The sequence below is a fragment of the Mesorhizobium sp. M0938 genome, assembly GCF_040319125.1.
In the GTDB taxonomy this organism is placed as follows: domain Bacteria; phylum Pseudomonadota; class Alphaproteobacteria; order Rhizobiales; family Rhizobiaceae; genus Mesorhizobium; species Mesorhizobium robiniae.
The window spans coordinates 50,414-69,840 of the sequence record NZ_JAMYNS010000021.1 but is presented as its reverse complement, the minus strand read 5'-3'; the positions used below and the strand labels follow the sequence as shown (position 1 = coordinate 69,840).

The following is a 19,427-nucleotide window of genomic DNA, read 5'->3' as shown; positions in this document are numbered from 1 at the left end:
TTCTTCAGGCCGATGTGGGACTCCACGCGAGGTCTTCGCTTCGAGAGGTATAAGGCTCGTCGATAGGTCCGATCCAGCTATCGAATTTCAATCAGAAACGCACAAGCCGTAAGCAAGGTCCACCGACAATCACAACCAGGACCTCAGCAATCATGACCTTGCGTATCCTTTTCGCCTCGACCGCCATAAGCCTGCTCCTCGGCGCGGCCGTGCCGGCTTTTTCCGAGAGCGCGGCACCTAGCCCCACTGGGGCTTACTCGCAGACCACTGATACCTACACGTTTCCGCTCGGCGACCTCGGCATCGTTGCTTTGTCCGACGGCACCGTTCCGCAGGACCTGCACGCCCTCCTGACAGGGACATCACCTGCGGAGGTCGACAAGCACCTCAACCACGCCTTCTTGTCCAATCCGGTGGAAGCTTCAATCAACGCCTTCCTGATCCGGGACGGCGCGCGGCTCACGCTTGTCGACACAGGTTCGGGGCAACTCTTCGGCCCAGGCTACGGCGGGAAGCTGCGCGACAGCCTCGCCAGCATCGGTGTCATGCCGCAGGATATCACCGACATCCTCATCACTCATATCCACACCGACCACACGGGCGGCCTTGTCGCCGACGGCAAGCCGGTGTTCGTCAATGCAACGGTTCACGTCGGAGCGCCCGATCTCACCTTCTTCCTGGACGCGTCGAACTCGGAAAAAACAGGCTACGCCCGCCAGTACTTCGACGAAGCCGAAAAGACGATCGGCGTCTATCAGCGGGCGGGCAAGGTGAGGACGTTCTCCGACAACCAAACGATCCTCCCGGGAATCGTGGCGACGCTGCATCCCGGTCACACGCCGGGTAGTGCCTTTTTCACGGTATCAAGCAAGGGGCATTCGATCGCATTTATCGGCGACGTCATCCACGTCGCGGCCGTGCAGTTTCCCGATCCTGCTGTCACCATCTTATACGACGTTAACCCGGGAGAGGCGGCAGCAGTGCGGGAGAAGACCTTCGCGTCCTTCGCAGACGCTCGCCAACTCGTTGCCGCGCCTCATCTTCCATTTCCCGGCGTCGGGCACATCCGCGCCGAGGGCGGCGGCTCGTTCACCTGGCATCCAGCCGAGTACCGAAACCGGGAAGGAAGCCAAGGGCTGTAGGCCAAGGACCGAGGCTGCAGGGGCAAGCGATCACCAGGCCCGCTTAGCGGCCTTGGGCCCGCGCCGTCTGAAACACCTGTTCACGCAGCCAGCCATGAGCGGGATCGCCGCTCATGCGCTGATGCCAAAATGCGGACATCTGGAACTTGGCGAGGGCCAGGGGAGGCTCGAAGAGATCGAGCGACGTGGTGAAACGCTGCAGGAAACGGCGCGGCAGGGTGCAGATGCAGTCGCTGCCCATCAGCACCAAGGGGGCGAGCGCATAGCTCTGGATAGAGACAGAGACCCGACGCTCACGTCCGAGGGCGGCCAGCGCCTCGTCGATCATGCCGGAGAAGCTGCCTCCGCTGGTCGAGATCAGGAGGTGGTCAAGCGAGCAGAATTCATCCAGATCGAAGGGCTTGCTACCCCTTGGATGATCCTTGCGCTGTGCCGTGACGAACGCTTCGTCGAACAGCGTCCTTCCGATCAGTCCACCCGCCACATCCTCGGCCGCGCCGATGAAGAGGTCGATGTCACCCTGCTCGAGGTGAGCGGCGATCCGAGACTTGTCCGGAAGTACAAAAGCGAGGCGGATGTGAGGTGCCTTCGCCTTCAGGAAAGGGATGAGCTCCGGTGCGAGGATCGCCGCCGGATTGTCCGTTGCGGCGATCCGGAAGACGCGGCGGCTGGTGGCGGGATCGAAGAACTGCGCCACATTGGCGAACTCGCGCAATCGTTCGATCAGCTTGGCGAGTTCGGGCTGGAGCGCGGCGGCGTGCGGTGTCGGCACCATCCCGCGGCCGGATGATGCCGGGATCAAGAGTTGGTCGCCAAACAACTGCCGCAGCCGAAGCAAACGAGCGGAAAGAGCAGGTTGCGTGATGCCGAGCCGAGCTGCGGCATGGGTGACGTTCAGTTCCTTCAGAAGAGCATCGAGGGTTAGGAGCAGCCCCCCGTCGATCTCGAGCATACGTTCGCGCAATTGAGCTCGTCCCTCAGGTTAAGACAGCATGGACCTACTGCCGAGGCTCCTCGTATCGCACTGTTGGCTTCCAGGCAAAGCGCTGCCCAGTTCTATCCCGCCGGTGAAGGCTCATCATCTGCTACAAGCCATAGCGCTCAGGGATCCGCGCAGGACAGACCTTGCCCCCAATGAAATTTCGAGGAGCCAACTGCCTGGAAAATATCAGACAAACTGATGCAATCTGATGGGACTGCTGATGGCGCCTCGGGTTGCGCCAACTACCACTGGCAAATGGAGGCTTGCCATATGTCGAAAAAGCGGATGCTCTGATGCATCCAGATCGGCGCTGGCAAGAATGCGATCAGGATTTGCCTGATCGTCGTCGGAGGTGGAGGCAGTTTTCAAAATGGGAGGAAATCAAATGCTGACAAGGCTACGACTATTTGTATTCGGCTTGCTCGTGGCGCTGGCCATTCCGGCGGCAGCGCAGGCCAAGACCTTCTACTGGATTTCGCATGGCGGCCCGGCCGACCCGGTCTGGACCTACTTCCTCGCCGGCGCCAAGCAATGGGCTGCGGACACCGGCAACACCGTCAACACCTCGTTCCACAATGGCGACGTGGCATCTCAGCAGGAGGCGGTTCGCGCGGCCATCGCCGCCAAGGCCGACGGCATCACCACCACCAGCCCCGACCCGGGCAGCCTTATCGAGCTCGCCAAGGAAGCACGGGCGGCAAACATCCCGATCATCAACTTCAACACGCCCGATCCGAAGGCGGACTTCAACGCCTATGTCGGCGGCGACAACGTCACCTTCGGCAAGAACTGGGCGCAGTATCTGGTCGACAAGGGCCTGGTGAAAAAGGGCGATTTTGTCTGGATGCCGGTCGAAATCCCAGGCGCCACCTATGGCGTCCAGGAAGAAGAGGGCATCAAGAGCGTGTTCGAGCCGCTCGGCATCACTTACGAGATCACCGAAGCCACGCTCGATCAGGCCGAAGCGATCAACCGCATGGTCGACTATCTCACCGCCAACAGGGCCAAGGTCAAGGCGATCATCGGCCTCGGCGATCTGGTGACCGGCTCGATCAAGAGGGTGTTCGACCAGGCTGGCATCAAGCCGGGCGAAATCCCTGTCGTCGGCTGGGGTAACTCGCTCGACACCACCCAGGAGGTGCTGACCGGCTACGTCAATGCCGGGCAGTGGCAGGATCCGCAGGCGACCAGCTATGTGGCGCTTTCGCTGGCCAACATGGCCGCCAGCGGTATTCCCCCCGGCTTCGACGTGATCACCGGCGCGCTCTACGAAAAGGACACCGCACAGGTCTACGACGACATCCTGTCCGGGAAATAACACCGCGATCGGGATGATCGCGGCACGAGTGCCGCGATCATCCCCTTCATTCCGCCGAGCCCCGAAAGCGCGTCCTGCGGTGCCGGGCTTGGCCAGTTCCAACCATGTCGCGGGCCCAACGTGGAAAATAGCTCCATCATCCAACGCTCGATCGCCAGGCCGGAATTCGGGCCCTTCGTGCTGCTTGTCGTCGAGCTCGCCGTGTTCTGGGGGTTCAACCACGACTTCCTGTCGCCGCAGAACATCAGCAACATACTGGCCTTCACGGTCGAGCTCGGCCTGATCGCGCTGGCGATGACGCTGCTGATGACATCGGGCGAATTCGACCTCTCGGTCGGCTCGCTGTTCGGTTTCTCGCCCGTCTTGATGTGGACGCTCTTCAACAGCGGCGTCACCTCTCTGGAAGCCGGCTTCGTCGTGGCGTTGCTGGTTGCCGCGCTCATCGGGCTGGTCAATGGCTGGTTCGTGACGCAGCTCAAGATCCCGTCCTTCCTGGTGACGCTCGGCATGCTGCTGGTGGTGCGCGGCACCGCCCTGTTCGTCACCAACGGATTTCCGCAGCGGACCTGGAGCGCCGAAGGCAGCTGGCTCGCCGAGGCGCTGGTCGGCGATTTCTTCATCGGGCCGTTCCGCATCTATATGTCGCTGTTCTGGTTCATCGCCGCGGCAATCGCACTCGGCTACGTGCTGACGCAGAGCCGGACCGGCAACTGGATCCAGGCGGCAGGCGGCAACCCCCAAGCAGCAAGGGCGCGCGGCGTCAACGTCAGCGGCGTCAAGATCGGCCTGTTCATCCTGTCGTCGGTCATGGCTTCGCTTGCCGGCGTGATCAGCTCACTGCGCACCTCGGCGGCCAATCCCAACAGCGGCACCGGCTACGAGCTCGAAGTGATCGCCATGGTGGTCATCGGCGGCACCGCGCTGACCGGCGGACGCGGCACCGTCATCGGCACCGTGCTCGGCATCCTGATCCTGCGCGTCATGCGCAACGGCATCGTGCTGATCGGCGTGCCGGGCCTTGCCTACAACATCTTCATCGGCGCGATCATCCTCGGCATGATGGCGCTTCACTCATGGCTGGAACGCCGGCATCAGGCGGGGACTTGAACCATGGCTGAGCCGCTTGTCCGCATGGAAAACATCCGCAAGTCTTACGGGCGCGTGCAAGCGCTCGTGGACGCCAATTTCCACGTCAACGAAAGGGAGATCGTCGGTCTGCTCGGCGACAATGGCGCCGGCAAATCGACGCTGATCAAGGTCTTGTCGGGTGCGGTTCCACTGACCAGCGGCGACATCTTCATCCGCGGCAAGAAGGTGGACCTGCGCAGCACCAGCGACGCCATCGCCCACGGCATCGAGACGATCTACCAGGACTCGGCGCTGGTTACGCAATTGTCGATCGCCCGCAACCTGTTCCTTGGGCGCGAGCCGATCAAACCGCCGCGTTTCCTCAACCGCATGGACCAGGAGGCGATGAACGTGGTCGCCCGCGACCTGCTCAAGCAGGTCGGGATCTCGAAGAACATTCCGCCGACCACGCCGATCGGCTCGCTCTCCGGCGGCGAGCGGCAGGCCGTGGCGATCGCGCGCGCCATGCATTTCGACAGCGACCTCATCATCCTCGACGAGCCGACCAACAATCTCGGCGTCGCCGAGACGCAGGGCGTGCTGAGCTTCGTGCGCAGCGCCCGCGATTCGGGCCATTCCTGCATCTTCATCGCCCATAATATCCATCACGTCTTCCAGGTGGTCGACCGCATCGTCGTCATGCGCCGCGGCAAGGTCGTCGCCGACAATATCGATCCGAAGAACACCAACGTCGCGGAAGTCGAACGGATCATCACCGGCATGTCCGACGAGCAGATCCACGAAGCCATCGTCCAGGGGAAGCAATCGCAGGGCTGAGCGGGTCAGTTGGAAGCCGGGCTCGCCGTTTCTCTGGCACGGGATCACATCAGCTCCTATGACTGCGACCATGAAAGCCACCGTTGCGGATATCGCCAGAAGCTGCGGGCTGTCGACCGCCACGGTCGACCGGGTACTGAACAACCGGCCGGGCGCAAGTGCTGCCAACCGGCAGCGGGTGATGGAGGCGGCCAAGCAGCTCGGCTATTTGCCGGTCGTGGACCAGGTCGTGCTGCCCTCGCGGCCAGCGCATCTCGAGTTCTTTCTGCCGATCGGCTCCAATGCCTTCATGATGGATCTGGCAGGTCATATCGAGGACTATGCGGCGCGACTGCCGCTCGTCGCCTCCTGCCGGATCCACGAGCTCGCCGGCATCTCGCCGAGCGCGTTGCAATCGGCCGTCGAAAACCTCTCGCTTAGGGCAAACGGCGTTGGCGTCATCGCAATCGATCATCCGAGAACGCGCAATGTCCTGCGCGAGATCGTCGAGGCCGGCATTCGCCTGGTCACGCTGGTGTCGGACGTTCCCGGCGCACCGCGATCGGCCTATGTCGGCATTGACAACCGTGTGGCCGGCCGCACCGCAGCCCTTTTGATGGGACGTTTCCTGGGCGGGCGCCCGGGCCATCTGGCAATGGTCGTCGGCTCACGCTCCTATCGCGGGCATGAGGAACGCGAAATGGGCTTTCGATCCGTGCTCAGCGAGGAATTCCCCAATCTGACCGTCACCAGCGCCGTCGAGATCAACGACGAGCCTGATATCAGCTACACCGCGACGATGAAGGCGCTGCACAACGAGCCGGAGCTGCTCGGCATCTACTGCGTCGGTGCCGGACGTTCCGGGGTGGCGAAAGCGCTGCTGGAAACCAAGCCGCAACGGAGGCCGGTGTTCATCTGCCACGACCTGACGCGGGCGACACGCGGCTATCTCGTCGATGATCTGCTCGACGTCGTCATCGACCAGAACGCGCGGCTGATCGCCGAGCAGTCGGTCATTCGCCTGCTCGGCTCGATCGCGTCATCGGCGCCCTATCTGACCAGGAAATTCATCGAGCCGCGCCTGATCTTTAGGGAAAACGTCCCGGTCCAGTGACGCCGCGCAAGGCAACGGCCACTCTGCCCGATGGTTAAAATTCGGTTGATACCGCAAATCTGCACATCTGCCATGCATCTTTCGTTGTTGCCGAATCATTGGGCAATCGGTAGTTTCGCAGGTGTCGGCCATCTACTCCTCCCAGATGCGATGCCGGCGCTGAGTGCGGTACACCTCCTCCCGTGCCGTATTCGAAATCAAGCCCGCTGCCACCTCCTCCCGGCAGCGGGCTTTTTTATTCCGGGCCGAGTTCTTCAGCAACCAAAGAGCTGACGCAGTCCCCAACAGGGCGTCCGGCTCCACGAGGGCCAAATCTGTTTTGCACGCGTGCAACTTGGCTCTGAGGCCACCGCAAAGCCAGCCTGTCTAAGCGACGTCTCGATATCGATGACGATCATCGGCTCGACGCGTGTCCGAAGACCCTACGCCGCTTCTTGGAACATAAGTGGTTACTAACAGTTGGTTGGGATCAGTGGGCACCCCCCGCTTTCGCCCGCTGCAGATCGGGCTGCAACCCGGTTGGCCCGCGCTCGGAGGAGGGCGCGGGCTCCTTCCCTAGCTGGCCGGCGCAGGTGAAAACCAGCAGAGATGCGTGACGCATGTGGCTGTGTTCGCCGCCCGGCCGCTTGGTTTTCCCGTGAGGGGCATGGTGGTAAGGTCAAGATCGAACAGCAGGCAGATACTGGCCCCAATCAAGAGGAGCGTAGCAACCCCTCCTCCCCTGCGGCAGCCTCGAAGGCTCTTCTTACGTCGTCGGCTGTGCCTTCGCCCTCAAGAACGGCCGTGCAAGCCTCGGCGGCCTTCTTCCACTTAGGTCCTCGCTTGGTCCACTTCATGAGCTCCGCGACGGCACCCTCGACATTGTTGCAGCCGTAGGTAAGGCCAGGTCGATCAGTCTCGATGTTGACCGGAGGGTGAAACCAATGAAGAGCCATGAGGGAAATTTAGGGCAGCCGGCGGCTTCCGTCAGCGGCGCTGCGTAGGATTGTTTCGTGGAGGTCAAAACGCCTCGCATCAATTGAACGGCTACTACTCGCCCGCATCGGAAGCCACGGACAGGTCTAGGGCAGCAGCTATCTCTACAATAGCCTCGATCAGTTCATCGTTGGATGCGATCAAATCAGGCGCAGCCTGCCGAATATGGTCTAAAGTCGCTTTGATCGAAACAGTGTCCCCATGGTCTCCCCTGTTGAGGATCGCAGCGATTGCCTGATTTAGAACTGGACCGACCCTTTTGACGACGCTCATCCACTTCCCCGCCTCGCAGCACTTCTCGCAGGAGATACCGCAGGCACCAAACTTTGCCGGCAACCAAGTGTTCCATGCGGAAAACAAAAAACCCGCCGAAAAGGAGAGCGACGGACAATGATCTGGGATGCGACTAGACTGGAGATGAGCCAGCCACTCTTTTATGAGCGCGGTTGGCAGCGGCGTCTCTGACCTCCATTCGGAGTTAGGCGATCTCTCCACGCAAGACGAGCATTGGTGCCCGATGATGTGCAAGAAGTACGCGCAGAACCCGCGCTAGCTCGATCTCGCTAATTGGTACGATCAAGATCGTACTCCGGGTGGACGATGTCATCACCCCTGTAGCATCTCCTAATCAGGGTCTTTCTCGTCGGCCGATTTTCGCTCTCGCCGATCAAGTTCCTCCTGAAGTTCCGCCGCCAGCGCGATAAGCTTCGGCGCCAAAGGTTGATCGCCGACAAACCTTAGCAGCCTGCGTATCTTCCGACGATAGTCTTCCGATCTGATCAAAACTCGAAAGGTGTCATTCTCTCGCGCTGTCATGACGGTTACCTTGTTTCCAAATGCAACTCTTTGGTGCCTCCAGGGGTTCCATGAGAGGCGGGGAACTTTGGAATTGCGGAGCGGAAGTGAAATGTCGGACCAACAACGCAGGCACGGGCTTCAAGGGCAAAGATCACGATCAGCCGATCAAACCCGAGGCGCAGCATGTCCAGCACTGCCCATTTGCGGACAGGATTTCGACATGCGCGATCTTGGCCAGGTGCTTCATCACGCGAAGTCAAAGCATCAACCGCTGCTGCCAGTGAATTGAGGCCTATCGCCCCAGTGGCAATTTGGACGCCGAAACAAGCTCGTCCTCATCGGTAAGACCGGCCGAGTAGTTTGCCAGGATCCGGGATGCGAGCGCTTCACGCCGTTGCTCGGATTGCCCTTCGATTTTGAGCCGGTCGAAAACGCGGCCCAGCAAAGCGACTTCAGATGAATCGAAGACGCCAGCCTCCTGAGCTTTCCGATAAATCGGCATTCGACCTCCACGCTAAACGAACTGTAATTCGACTCAGCAGTTTTACGCAAAGCAAAAAGCCCTCCGCACCTTTCGGCGCGGCGGGCTGTCCTCCCAGTCGCGTAGGCTATTCGATGACTTTGATGATCTTGCGTGTGCCTGGATCAACGACAACAGTTCGGTCCTCGACCACCACGTAGCTGTATTTGGTTTCGGGAACTTCATGAAGCTCGACGGTCTCGGGCAGCGTTGAGCCTATATTGAGCTCCACCCCTGGCACCTTCACCGATGCGAGCGGCTGCTTCTTCACATATTCCTTGATGACGGTCTCCTGCTCAGGCTCGATGACTACGTCCTGAGCGGTAGCGGCGCCGATGCCTGCCAGCAGCAGAAATCCCGCAGCTGCAATGGAAAGACGCGTTCTCATAGCTATCTCCTTCGTGAGATCTCTTGCGCTGGACGGCATTCTCTTCCGCCCGGTCCACCCAAACCTCAGGCACCCGCGAACGTTCCTCCGCTGGGCTTAGGTCTGATCCGATTGTGGGACCAAAGTCTCCCTTATTTCGCGCTATAGCCCGGACGTCGCGCCACCCGGAACGGCGGCTTCTCGTAGTCGTTGCCTCGCTGTGAGTTTACGGGAGGAGGCCATGGAAAATAGTGTCCACCAGGCCCGCTGGTTGCTCGGTACGGTCTTCGCTGTCCCCATCACGTTTATGGCAATTGGGATGGTTGCTAGCTAGGGAACCGACCGGACCGAACGACGATAGAGATCTGCGCAGCTAAGTCCCTTCCTGCGCTGATAAAGGACCACCCGCCATTCCGCGATTTGGCGGGTGGTCCGCGTCATAGAGGATTACGCGTGTAGGATCAGCGTTTCGATCGTCCGGTTAAAGTTGCCTTCGGCGCCGCTGGCCGAACAGCTCCTTGCCGTAGTCGCCCTCGCTGCCGAAGTAGGGTGGGTCGAGGTAGACAGCGTTTCCGGACGGTCGATGAAGGCCGACCAGTCGAGCTGCTCGACGACGACGCCGGCAAGACGATCGTGGACGTCCCTCAGGAGCGGCTCCAGGGTCGTCAGCTTGAAGCCCGCCGACGATCGCGGGTCGACGCCGAAGTTGCGCCCGGCGCCGGCGCGCTTCAGATCGGTCAAAGTGGCCGGATCGCTCGCCTTTAGCCGCTCGAACAATGCCATTCGATTTTGCGCCTACTCCGCCGGCCGGCCGTTTGGTGCCAACTGAAGTTGCGCGGTCGGAATCCCGTCACACTTGTCACTCTCGCCAATTCGCTATCGGTCCTATCCTCACCAATAGGCAAGAGGTCGCGCCATTGGTGCGGCGACAGACCGGCAAAGGAGAAGCGCGATGACGGTACAGTCGAAAGGGCAAAAGAGCAGTCGGCGGCGTGGCTCGCAATGAACACGCTACCGATCGTTTCGCCGGTTGCGAGACTATCTGGCCCTGAAAGAGGTGATCAAGCCTTCCGCCATGCGGACGAATTGAGCGCTCGGGCCTTCGGCGCCGACGCTTTGCATGCTGACGCGGGCGCCTTCGAGCAGCAGCGACAGCGTGTCCGCAAGAAGCTCGGCCTGTCCGACGCCGGCGTCCCGGCACAGGCTAACCAGACGGTCGCGCTGGGCCTGCTTGAGCTCCTTGATCACCCGACGGGCCGGATGGTCGGTTTCGCTCAGTTCGATGGCGGCGTTCGCCATGTCGCAGCCGCGGCCGTCCGTCAACAGGCAATCGGCAGCCATGCGAACCCAGGCATGCAATTGCGCAAGCTTGTCGCCCGGATGCTCGGCCTCGAACTTCTGCCACATCGCGTTGGCGCTGCATGCTGTCGCCCGCAAGCACTCGATGACCAGATCGTCTTTGGACTCGAAATGTCGGTAGAGCGTCATCTTGTTGGTGCCGGCGGCTTCAGTGATTGCGTCGACGCCGACGCCCTTGATGCCATGCTTGTGGAACATATCCCGTGCCGTCTCCAGGATCCGATCCCGGGGGCGGATGCGCTCCGCAGTACCGTCTTCCATCAAAACCTCCTTGGTTTCGGGTTTTCCGAAAAATCCCTCGGTGCACCTCTTGACTAGGGTGTTACCGGTCTGTAACTTCTAGATGTTACTTACTGGTAACACCTCAATTGCCTCGTGTCAAATCTCGCAGGCGCCTGTGAATAGCCTCCGCCGAAAAGGCTCAGGCATGAAACTGCGCCCCAGGCGACTTTTGGCCGCGAATAAGAAGACCACACGATCTGCGGCGTACGCCGCCGCGGATCGCAAGCCAGGAGCCGCTACGATGTCGCAGCGCAAGGATTTGACGATCGACGAAGTTGTGAAGGATCCGATGATCCGGATGCTGATGAAGGCCGACCGTGTCGACCCGCGCTCTTTCGAGACGATGCTGCGTACCCTGGCGGATACGCAAGGGTACGGCCGCAAGCCGCCGCATCGCTTTCTGGAAGATTCGGGTCACAGGCGAATCCAGCGGCTGTCCAGAGTGGCCAAGGCTTTTGGTGAGGCGAGAGCATCGGGCGAGGCGTATGTGTCATGGTAAACTTCTTCATTCACCGACCGATCTTCGCATCGTCGATCGCCATCATCATGGTGCTCGCCGGGGCGATCTGCTATTTCCTGCTGCCTGTCTCGCAGTTTCCCGACATAACACCGCCTCAGGTCGTGGTCAGCGCCAACTATCCGGGCGCCAGTGCGCAAGTCGTGGCCGATACGGTCACGACGCCGCTCGAACAGCAGATCAACGGCGTTCAGGGGATGACCTATATGTCATCGTCGAGCTCCAATGACGGCTCGTCGACGATCACCATCACCTTCGACGTCGGCTATTCGCTCAGCACCGCCGCCGTCGACGTCCAGAACCGCGTGTCGCAGGCGGCGTCCTCGCTGCCGGCCATCGTCAACCAGGGCGGCGTGACGATCAAGAAACAGAATCCGAATTTCGTCCTGATCGTCAATCTCACCTCGCCCGACGGTTCCGTCGATCCGGTCGCGCTCAGCAACCTCGCCTACCTGCAAGTGGTCGACCCGCTGAAGCGTTTGCCCGGCGTCGGCGACGTGCAGATCTTCGGCGAGCGGCGCTATTCGATGCGCGTTTGGCTCGATCCCGACAAGCTCGCCAATCTCGGCATCACCGCTGTCGATGTCCAAAACGCCATTGCCGAGCAAAATGTCCAAGTCGCGGCCGGCAAGATCGGACAGTCGCCGGCGCCGGCCGGCACCGCTTTCGAAATGCAGGTCAACGCGGTCGGCCGACTGAGCGATCCAAAGGAATTCGGCGATATCGTCGTGCGCGCCGATGCCGCCAACGGTTCGCTGGTGCGGTTGCGCGACGTTGCGCGCATCGAACTCGGCGCCCTGCAATATTCGTCGTCGGCCTTCTTTGCCGAGGACCCGACCGTGGTGCTCGCGGTCTACCAGATGCCCGGCTCGAACGCGCTCGATCTGCAGCAGCGCGTCAAGGACAAGATGCAGGAACTGTCAGCCCGCTTCCCGAAGGGCGTCAGCTACGCGATGCACTACGATACGACACGTTTCGTTTCGGCGTCGATGCACGACGTGCTGGTCACGCTCGGCGAGGCGCTGGTCCTGGTCGTCGCGGTGGTGTTCATCTTCCTGCAGAGCTGGCGCACCACGATCATCCCGACGATCGCGATTCCCGTGTCGCTGATCGCCACGCTCGTCGTCATGTATATGTTCGGCTTCTCGCTGAACATGCTCAGCCTGCTCGGCATGGTGCTGGCGATCGGCCTCGTCGTCGACGATGCGATCGTCGTCGTCGAGAATGTCGAGCGCCAGCTGGAAGCCGGCCTCAAACCGCTGGCTGCCACGCGCGCGGCGATGGCCGAGGTCACCGGGCCGATCATCGCCACGACCGCCGTGCTGATGGCCGTGTTCGTGCCGGTCGCCTTCATACCCGGCGTTTCCGGGCGGCTCTACAACCAGTTTGCGCTGACGGTGGCGATCTCCTTCGGCATCTCCGCCTTCGTCTCGCTGACGCTCACCCCGGCGCTCAGCGCCGCCTTCCTGCGCCACCGCCCGGCAACCCAGTTCGTGCTGTTCCGCTGGTTCAACACGGGCTTCGAGCGGCTGTCGCATGCCTATGCCCATGGTGTGCGCTTCCTCATCCGCCTGCGCTGGATCATGCTCGGGCTGTTCGCGGCCGGGCTTGTCGCGACCTATTTCGTCTGGCAGCGCCTGCCCTCGACCTTCCTCCCGGTCGAGGACCAGGGTTATTTCTTCGTCGTCATCCAGTTGCCGGATGGGGCATCGCTGGAGCGCACCGACGCCGTGGCCCGCAAGGCACGCGCCATCCTGCAGAACACCCCCGGCGTCGATATCGTCGGCTCGATCAGCGGCTTGAACTTCCTCACCAACGCAGCCCAGTCGAACTCGGCGGTGGAATTCGCCATCCTGAAGCCATGGGACGAACGCGGCCCTGACCAGAGCGCCTCGAAGCTCGTCGCCGACGTGCGCTCGAAACTCATGGAGCTTCCGGAAGCCTTCGCGCTGAGCTTCGATCCGCCTTCGATCCCGGGTATCGGCACGACCGGCGGCTTCGAATTCCAGGTGCAGGATCTGACCGGTCGCGGCAGCGCTGCGCTCAACGATGCGACGCAAGCCGTACTCGCCGAGGCGCGCAAGCAGCCCGAGCTCAACCCGCAGCAATTGTTCTCGTCGTTCTCGACCTCGACGCCGCAGTTCAACTACGACCTCGACCGTAACAAGGCGAAGCTGCTCGGCCTCAGCCTGCCTGACGTGTTCAACACGCTGCAGATCTATCTCGGCTCGCTCTATGTGAACGACTTCAACCTGTTCGGCCGCACCTTCCGGGTGACGATCCAGGCCGACAAGGATGCGCGTGCGGGTGCTGCCGACATTTCACGGCTCTATGTGCGCAATGCCTCTGGCGGCATGGTGCCGTTGAGCACACTCGGCAAGCTGGTGCCTATCGTCGGCCCGGAAACCGTCCCGCATTACAACAACAATGCGTCGGCCCTGATCAACGGCGGTGCTGCACCCGGTTACTCCTCCGGACAAGCGGTCGCCGCGATGGAACGTGCCGCTGCCACGGCACTGCCGAAGGATTTCGGCTACGAATGGACTGGCATCACCTATCAGGAGCTCAAGGCCGGATCGATCGCCTCGATTGTCTTCGGTCTCGCCATGGTCTTCGTCTTCCTGATCCTCGCCGCCCAATATGAGAGCTGGGCCATGCCTTTCATGGTTCTGCTGGCGGTGCCGCTTGCCCTGTTCGGTGCCTTTGTCGCCTTGTTGATGCGTGGCATGCAGATCGACGTCTATTCGCAGATCGGCTTCGTCATGCTGATCGGATTGGCGGCGAAGAATGCCATTCTGATCGTGGAGTTTGCCCGGCGCCGGCGCGAGGAAGGTCTCAGCATCGTCGACGCCGCGATGGAAGCGGCGCGCCTGCGGCTGCGGCCCATCCTGATGACCGCCTTCGCCTTCATCCTGGGCGTGCTGCCGCTGATGTACTCAACAGGCGCTGGTGCAGCGAGCCGCCAGTCTATCGGCACCACCGTCTTTGGCGGCATGGTCGCGGCGACGATCCTGTCGCTGGTGTTCGTGCCGGTCTTCTATGCGGTGATCGAGCAGCTGCGCGAGCGCGGCGGCAAGAGCGAACCTGTTGCCGAACCGACTGAACCAACTGCCGAACCCGCTTTCGAGCGATTGGCCGAAGCGGCCGAATAGGATTGGAGAATTGATCATGCGTAAATGGAAAATTGCGTTGGGAGCGGCCGTCGCCCTGGGGGCGATCTCGATGGCGAGCGTTCACTTGCTCGACATGGGCAATTTCGGCCTCAACGCCGGTACGGCAGGAGCAGCAACGCCTGAACCCGCGGCGACCGAGCCCGCAGCGTTTGTCATGCCGGTGCCGGTGGTGAGCGTCGTCAAGAAGACGATCCCGATCTATCTCGACTATGCGGCCCGCACCGAGCCGATCCGCAGCATCACGCTGCAGGCGCGCGTGCCGGGTTATCTGCAGGAGCAGGTCGCGCCCGACGGCAGCGATGTCAGGAAAGGCGACCTTCTCTACAAGATCGCTCCAGAGGATTTCCACGCTGCCCTCGACCAGGCGAAGGCCCAGGTCCAGCGCGACGAAGCAACGCTCGACTATGCGCGTTCCAACCTAGGCCGCGGCACCGAGCTGGCAAAGAGCGGATACATCGCCAAGGATGCGTTCGACCAGCGCACCAGCAGCTTGCGCGAAGCCCAGGCCTCGCTCGCCGTGAACCAGGCGGCTGTGCGAACGGCCGAGCTCAATCTGAGCTATTCGGAGATCAAGGCGCCATTCGCCGGGCGCGTCGGCCGTAACCAGGCCTCTATCGGAACGCTGGTCAGTGTCGCCGGCACGGTGCTCAACACACTGGTGCAGCTCGACCCGATCTATGTCACTTTCAATCCGAGTGAAACGGATCTGGCGCAGATCGAGGAAGCCCGCGCGGCGGGACCCATCGATGTCGACGTCCTGCTTCCCGGCGATACGGAACCGCGCCAGAGAGGTCAGCTCACCTTCATCGACAACACGATCGATCGTTCGACCGGCACCATCACCGCACGGGCGACGATCGGCAACGCCAAGTTCACCCTGCTGCCGGGTCAATATGTTCGCGTCAGGCTGCACATCAAGCAGCAGCCCGATGCATTGATGGTGCCGCAGACGGCTCTGGGATCGAGCCAGCTCGGCAAATACCTCTACGTCGTTAGCAAGGACAACACTGTCGATCAGCGCATCGTTTCGCTCGGGCCGACCAATGGCGATCTCATCGCTATCTCAAGCGGCGTATCGGAAGGCGACCAGATAATAACAGGCAATCTGCAAAAGATCGGCCCTGGAATGCCTGTCTCGCCGCTGCCACAGAAACCGGCCACCTGATAACCCCCCGTCAGGTCCGGTCCAGCGGCGCCCTCGGCTCCCACGCCAAGGGCGCCGTTTTGCTGAGCAGTTCGACAAGGCCGGCGACATCGGCGCGATCGGCCTTGGCCGCAGGCATGAAAGCGCAATAGGGATGGCCGAGGCGCAGAGATACCGACGAGAGCGCGATCAGGCGGCCGGCCTCCAGATCGGCGCGGGCCATGATCTGCTGGCCAAGGGCAATTCCGAGACCAAGCCTCGCCGAGGTGATCGCCAGGCTGGACAGACCGACACGGCGTCCATGCGACGGATCAGGCGCGCGGCTGCCGCCTGACGCCGAAAACCAGTCCGCCCATGTCGGATGCGAGACATAGGTCGGACCCCAGTTGGTGTGGATGAACAGGCTCTCATGCACATCCGCCAGGCTGGATGCACCGTTGCCATATCTCTGCCAGAAGTCCGGCGCGCAGACCGGCAGGACGTCATCATGGATCAGACGGATCATCCGTAAACCGGGATAGTGATAATCGCCGTAGCTGATACGAAGATCGATGTTCTGGCGCAGCAGGTCGACGGGATCGTCTTCGACCCTAACGTCAATCGCCATTTGCGGGAACGTGTCTAGAAGCACGGCCAGCCTCGGCGCCAACCACAATTCTGCCAGCGAAAACGGCACGCTGACGACGAGACGCGTCCTCAGGTTTCCATCCAGCATGCGCCGCCCGATCGCCGCGATGTCGCCCAAGGCGCGTGCCGTCTGCGGATAGATTGCGTGGCCGGCGTCGGTCAGCGCTATGCGGTTGCCGCTGCGCACGAACAGCTGCTTGCCGAACCAGGTCTCGAGATTGCGTATCTGCTGGCTGACCGCCGCCGAGGACACGCCGAGTTCGGTGGCGGCCAAAGTGAAACTGCCGGTCCGCGCGGCGACCTCGAAGGCCTTGATCGCGTTTAGCGGGGGGAGCCGTTCCATGCGTGCCTTCCATAAGTTTTTCCTGCGCAAGACTAATAATTTTCATTGTTGAGAGAAAGATTTTTTTGCCGTCTTCTGGCGCTCGAACCTTGGAGCACAAAACGATGAAAGACGTTCTCGATCTGGAGCGGTACCCGCTCGACCGTAAGGGCAGCGCTGAGTGGAAGCGCCTCGTGGAGACCTCGGCTGCGGCGCTGGAAGCCGACGGCATGTTCAATCTCGAAGGTTTTTTGCGGCCCGGCGTGGCCGAACGGGCGGTGCAGGAAATCCAGCCCGTCATGGCGGCTCGGTCGCACGCGCACCGGCGGATGCATAATATCTACTTCAAGCCCGATATCCCGGAACTCGCTCCCGACCACCCCGCCCTGCGTAAGGTCGAGACCATCAGCCATACGGTCTGCGCCGACCAGATTCCTGATAGCCTCGTGCTCGCCATCTACGAATACGAACCGCTGCTGCGCTTCCTGGCCGCGGCAATGGGGAAGACGCGGCTGCATGTCATGCAAGACCCGCTGGCGCGCACCAATGTGATGGCCTATCGCGCCGGCGAGGCGCTGAACTGGCATTTCGATCGCTCGGAATTCACCACGACGCTTCTATTGCAGGCATCGCAGCGCGGCGGCGATCTCGAATACCGCACCGATCTCCGCTCGGACGACAATCCCAACTACGACGGCGTTGCCAGGCTGCTCGAAGGGCGCGACCCCGAGGCAAAGATACTGCGCATGAAGTCAGGCACGCTCAATGTCTTTCGTGGCAAGAACACCGCCCATCGCGTCACCACTGTCGAAGGCGAACGCGAACGCATGATCGCGGTGTTTTCCTACTATGAGAAATCAGGCGTGATGTTCAGCGAAGAGGAGCGGGTCGGTTTTTACGGCCGGGCTGCCTGAGACCGAAGGCGCCCACTCCTGCCCCGAGGCGGAATTCGGAAACGACCTCTTGCTAGATTGTCGACAATCTGCTTGTCTGGCTTTCGGTTCCTCTGGAGTGGCCGAATGGGCAAGCTGGATTTCAGTCCGATCGCGGATACGACACGCAGGGGCGAGATCGTGGCGCTGCTTCGGCGCGCGATCCTGACCGGCCAGCTGGAACCCGGACAGAAGCTCAACGAGCTCAGGATTGCCGAGCAGATGCGGGTGAGCCGCGCGCCGTTGCGCGAGGCGATGCGAGAGCTGGTGCAGGAAGGCATTCTGACCAGCATTCCCTACGCCGGAACCTTCGTTATCGACGTGGCCGCCAAGGACATCGACGACGCCTATTCGCTCAACAAGGTGCTGGACGAGTTCGCCATCGAACTGACCTGGCCGCTTCGCGACCAGCGCTTCTTCGACGAACTTGACCGGCGCCACGAGGCGGTGAAGCAGGCGACGCGCGATCTCGACACCACCCGCCAGATCGAGACGGCGCTGCAACTGCACGGGCTGATCTACGAATGGGCCGACAATTCGGTGCTGCTGGAGACCTGGCAGCGCCTGACCAGCCGGCTGCAGATGTATTTCGCCCTGCACCAGCGCGCACGCAACGAACCGGTGCCTGCCGCTGATGTCCACGAGACTTATGTGCGGCTGCTGAAGGGCGCCGACATGCACGCAGCCCAGCGCCATGCCCGCGAGCATATCGACCTCGATTTCGAGGAGCTGCTCACCTATGCGCGCAGCCTCGAATCCAAGGGCGCGGGGGCCGATCGCGGCGGCCTGCCACGCAAGCGGCCGGGAGAGGCGTGAAGCACCAATCATCGCCGCCAGCAGCGAATCTGACAACGGACAAAGAAATTGCGGATCAAAACCATCAAAGCCTACCATGTCGTGCAGCCCTTTGTGGACGGGCCCTACCGCATGTCGAAAGGGCGTGTCGCCGACGCATTCGACGCGGTAATCGTCGCCATCACTTCCGACAGCGGCCTCACCGGCTGGGGCGAGATGGCGCCGCTCGGCAATTTCTACTCCCCCGCCTTCGCGGCCGGCACGCGCGCCGGCGTCATGGAAATCGCACCGCACCTGCTCGGGCAAGATCCCCGTGCGTTGGCAAGTATCGGCAGGCTGATGGATACGGTGTTCAAGGGCCATCCCTACATCAAGTCCGCGCTCGACATGGCGTGCTGGGATTTGGCAGCACGTGCCGCCGATGTGCCTGTGGTGACGCTGCTCGGCGGGCGCGAAAGCGAGACGGCCGAACTCTACAAGGTCGTCACCCACGGCACGGTCGACGCGATGGCCGCACTCGCCAAACGCATCGTCAAGGACGGATTTCACCGGCTGCAGGTCAAGGTCGGCGGCAACGTCCATGACGACGTCGAACGCGTCACCGCGGTCGCCGCTTCGGTGCCGAAGGGGACGGTGATCTTCTGCGACGCCAATGCCGGCTGGACGCCCTATCAGGCGCGCCAGTTCACCGACGCGACGCGCGCCATTGATTACACGTTCGAGCAGCCCTGCACCACGATCGACGAATGCATGTCGGTTCGCCGCTCCCTCGACAAGCCGATGGTGCTCGACGAATCCGTCGCCTCGCTGGACGACATGCTCGACATCCATCGCAAGGGCGCTGCCGACGGGCTGACGCTGAAAATCTCGCGGCTGGGCGGCGTCACCAAGACGCGCCAGATCCGCGATCTTGCCGTCGATCTCGGCTTCATGATCACCGTCGAGGATACCGGCGGCGCCGAGATCGACACATCGGCCATGGCACATCTGTCGCTGTCGACGCCGGAGGAGCGCCGGCTGCACGCGATCGCCTTCCACGAGTGGGTGACGGTGCGCACCGCATCGAACATGCCGCCGGTTTCGGGTAGCCGCATGGGCATTCCGGACGGGCCGGGTCTCGGTATTGACGTCGTTCCAGAGCTGCTTGGCAGACCCTTCTTCGAGGTCGGCAGCTGA

General features: G+C 61.8%; 20 protein-coding genes. 12 read left to right on the top strand and 8 right to left on the bottom strand.

The genetic code is table 11. The annotated features are described in order from the left end of the window. Positions 1-152: 152 nt before the first annotated feature. Complete coding sequence (locus NKH73_RS28145; protein ID WP_352937792.1) at positions 153-1,142, top strand: MBL fold metallo-hydrolase; 990 nt, start codon at positions 153-155, stop codon at positions 1,140-1,142. Between the two features lie 43 nt (positions 1,143-1,185). Here NKH73_RS28145 and NKH73_RS28140 read toward each other — a convergent pair whose 3' ends face one another. Next, entirely contained in the window at positions 1,186-2,106 is a 921-nt protein-coding gene (locus NKH73_RS28140) for a LysR family transcriptional regulator (RefSeq protein WP_352937791.1), read from the bottom strand. A gap of 403 nt (positions 2,107-2,509) precedes the next feature. Here NKH73_RS28140 and NKH73_RS28135 point away from each other — a divergent pair, with 403 nt between their 5' ends. The 4 genes from NKH73_RS28135 (at position 2,510) to NKH73_RS28120 (ending at position 6,440) form a co-directional block, all read left to right on the top strand. Further along, a complete protein-coding gene (locus NKH73_RS28135) occupies positions 2,510-3,442 on the top strand; it encodes a substrate-binding domain-containing protein (RefSeq protein WP_352937789.1) in 933 nt (310 codons plus the stop codon). Between the two features lie 120 nt (positions 3,443-3,562). Next, a complete protein-coding gene (locus tag NKH73_RS28130) occupies positions 3,563-4,549 on the top strand; it encodes an ABC transporter permease (protein WP_352937787.1) in 987 nt (328 codons plus the stop codon). Between the two features lie 3 nt (positions 4,550-4,552). Further along, positions 4,553-5,347, top strand: coding sequence for an ATP-binding cassette domain-containing protein (locus tag NKH73_RS28125; RefSeq protein WP_352937786.1), 795 nt, complete (start codon positions 4,553-4,555; stop codon positions 5,345-5,347). A 70-nt stretch (positions 5,348-5,417) separates the two neighbouring features. Then, on the top strand, positions 5,418-6,440 hold the full coding sequence (locus NKH73_RS28120; RefSeq protein WP_352937785.1) for a LacI family DNA-binding transcriptional regulator: 1,023 nt from the start codon (positions 5,418-5,420) through the stop codon (positions 6,438-6,440). 692 nt (positions 6,441-7,132) lie between these two features. Here the strand turns inward: NKH73_RS28120 and NKH73_RS28115 are convergent. Together NKH73_RS28115 and NKH73_RS28110 are read right to left on the bottom strand one after the other, a co-directional pair. Then, positions 7,133-7,375: a DUF982 domain-containing protein gene (locus tag NKH73_RS28115; protein ID WP_352937783.1), complete on the bottom strand. Its 243-nt coding sequence runs from the start codon at positions 7,373-7,375 to the stop codon at positions 7,133-7,135. 94 nt (positions 7,376-7,469) lie between these two features. Further along, on the bottom strand, positions 7,470-7,688 hold the full coding sequence (locus NKH73_RS28110; RefSeq protein ID WP_352937781.1) for a hypothetical protein: 219 nt from the start codon (positions 7,686-7,688) through the stop codon (positions 7,470-7,472). Between NKH73_RS28110 and NKH73_RS28105 the strand changes: the two genes are divergently transcribed. Beyond that, positions 7,675-7,809 (top strand): hypothetical protein, encoded by a 135-nt coding sequence (locus NKH73_RS28105; RefSeq protein ID WP_352937780.1) that lies wholly within the window; start codon positions 7,675-7,677, stop codon positions 7,807-7,809. The two genes, NKH73_RS28110 and NKH73_RS28105, sit on opposite strands and share 14 nt — an antisense overlap. A gap of 696 nt (positions 7,810-8,505) precedes the next feature. On the opposite strand, the gene NKH73_RS28100 is transcribed toward NKH73_RS28105, so the two are convergent. The 4 genes from NKH73_RS28100 to NKH73_RS28085 all read right to left on the bottom strand — a co-directional run bounded on the left by NKH73_RS28100 (position 8,506) and on the right by NKH73_RS28085 (position 10,720). Next, a complete protein-coding gene (locus NKH73_RS28100) occupies positions 8,506-8,715 on the bottom strand; it encodes a hypothetical protein (RefSeq protein ID WP_352937779.1) in 210 nt (69 codons plus the stop codon). A gap of 106 nt (positions 8,716-8,821) precedes the next feature. Next, a complete protein-coding gene (locus NKH73_RS28095) occupies positions 8,822-9,121 on the bottom strand; it encodes a DUF1236 domain-containing protein (RefSeq protein ID WP_352937778.1) in 300 nt (99 codons plus the stop codon). Positions 9,122-9,547: 426 nt separating this feature from the next. Further along, positions 9,548-9,883: a hypothetical protein gene (locus tag NKH73_RS28090; protein WP_502894048.1), complete on the bottom strand. Its 336-nt coding sequence runs from the start codon at positions 9,881-9,883 to the stop codon at positions 9,548-9,550. Positions 9,884-10,138: 255 nt separating this feature from the next. Next, the gene (locus NKH73_RS28085; protein WP_352937777.1) at positions 10,139-10,720 is read right to left on the bottom strand and encodes a TetR/AcrR family transcriptional regulator; all 582 of its coding nucleotides are present in this window, start codon (positions 10,718-10,720) and stop codon (positions 10,139-10,141) included. A 166-nt stretch (positions 10,721-10,886) separates the two neighbouring features. On the opposite strand from NKH73_RS28085, the gene NKH73_RS28080 reads away from it, so the two are divergent. From NKH73_RS28080 to NKH73_RS28070, 3 genes are read left to right on the top strand one after another with little or no spacing between them, the layout of a single operon-like run. Beyond that, complete coding sequence (locus NKH73_RS28080; RefSeq protein ID WP_352937776.1) at positions 10,887-11,240, top strand: hypothetical protein; 354 nt, start codon at positions 10,887-10,889, stop codon at positions 11,238-11,240. Continuing rightward, the gene (locus NKH73_RS28075) at positions 11,234-14,410 is read left to right on the top strand and encodes an efflux RND transporter permease subunit (protein ID WP_352937775.1); all 3,177 of its coding nucleotides are present in this window, start codon (positions 11,234-11,236) and stop codon (positions 14,408-14,410) included. Before NKH73_RS28080 ends, NKH73_RS28075 begins: the two co-directional genes overlap by 7 nt. Before the next feature lie 16 nt (positions 14,411-14,426). Beyond that, positions 14,427-15,596, top strand: coding sequence for an efflux RND transporter periplasmic adaptor subunit (locus tag NKH73_RS28070; RefSeq protein WP_352937774.1), 1,170 nt, complete (start codon positions 14,427-14,429; stop codon positions 15,594-15,596). A gap of 10 nt (positions 15,597-15,606) precedes the next feature. On the opposite strand, the gene NKH73_RS28065 is transcribed toward NKH73_RS28070, so the two are convergent. Then, a complete protein-coding gene (locus NKH73_RS28065) occupies positions 15,607-16,545 on the bottom strand; it encodes a LysR substrate-binding domain-containing protein (RefSeq protein WP_352937773.1) in 939 nt (312 codons plus the stop codon). Between the two features lie 104 nt (positions 16,546-16,649). Between NKH73_RS28065 and NKH73_RS28060 the strand changes: the two genes are divergently transcribed. The 3 genes from NKH73_RS28060 to NKH73_RS28050 all read left to right on the top strand — a co-directional run bounded on the left by NKH73_RS28060 (position 16,650) and on the right by NKH73_RS28050 (position 19,427). Then, the gene (locus NKH73_RS28060; protein WP_352937771.1) at positions 16,650-17,438 is read left to right on the top strand and encodes a HalD/BesD family halogenase; all 789 of its coding nucleotides are present in this window, start codon (positions 16,650-16,652) and stop codon (positions 17,436-17,438) included. Between the two features lie 105 nt (positions 17,439-17,543). Continuing rightward, positions 17,544-18,272 (top strand): GntR family transcriptional regulator, encoded by a 729-nt coding sequence (locus NKH73_RS28055; protein ID WP_352937770.1) that lies wholly within the window; start codon positions 17,544-17,546, stop codon positions 18,270-18,272. A gap of 48 nt (positions 18,273-18,320) precedes the next feature. After that, positions 18,321-19,427, top strand: coding sequence for a mandelate racemase/muconate lactonizing enzyme family protein (locus NKH73_RS28050; protein ID WP_352937769.1), 1,107 nt, complete (start codon positions 18,321-18,323; stop codon positions 19,425-19,427).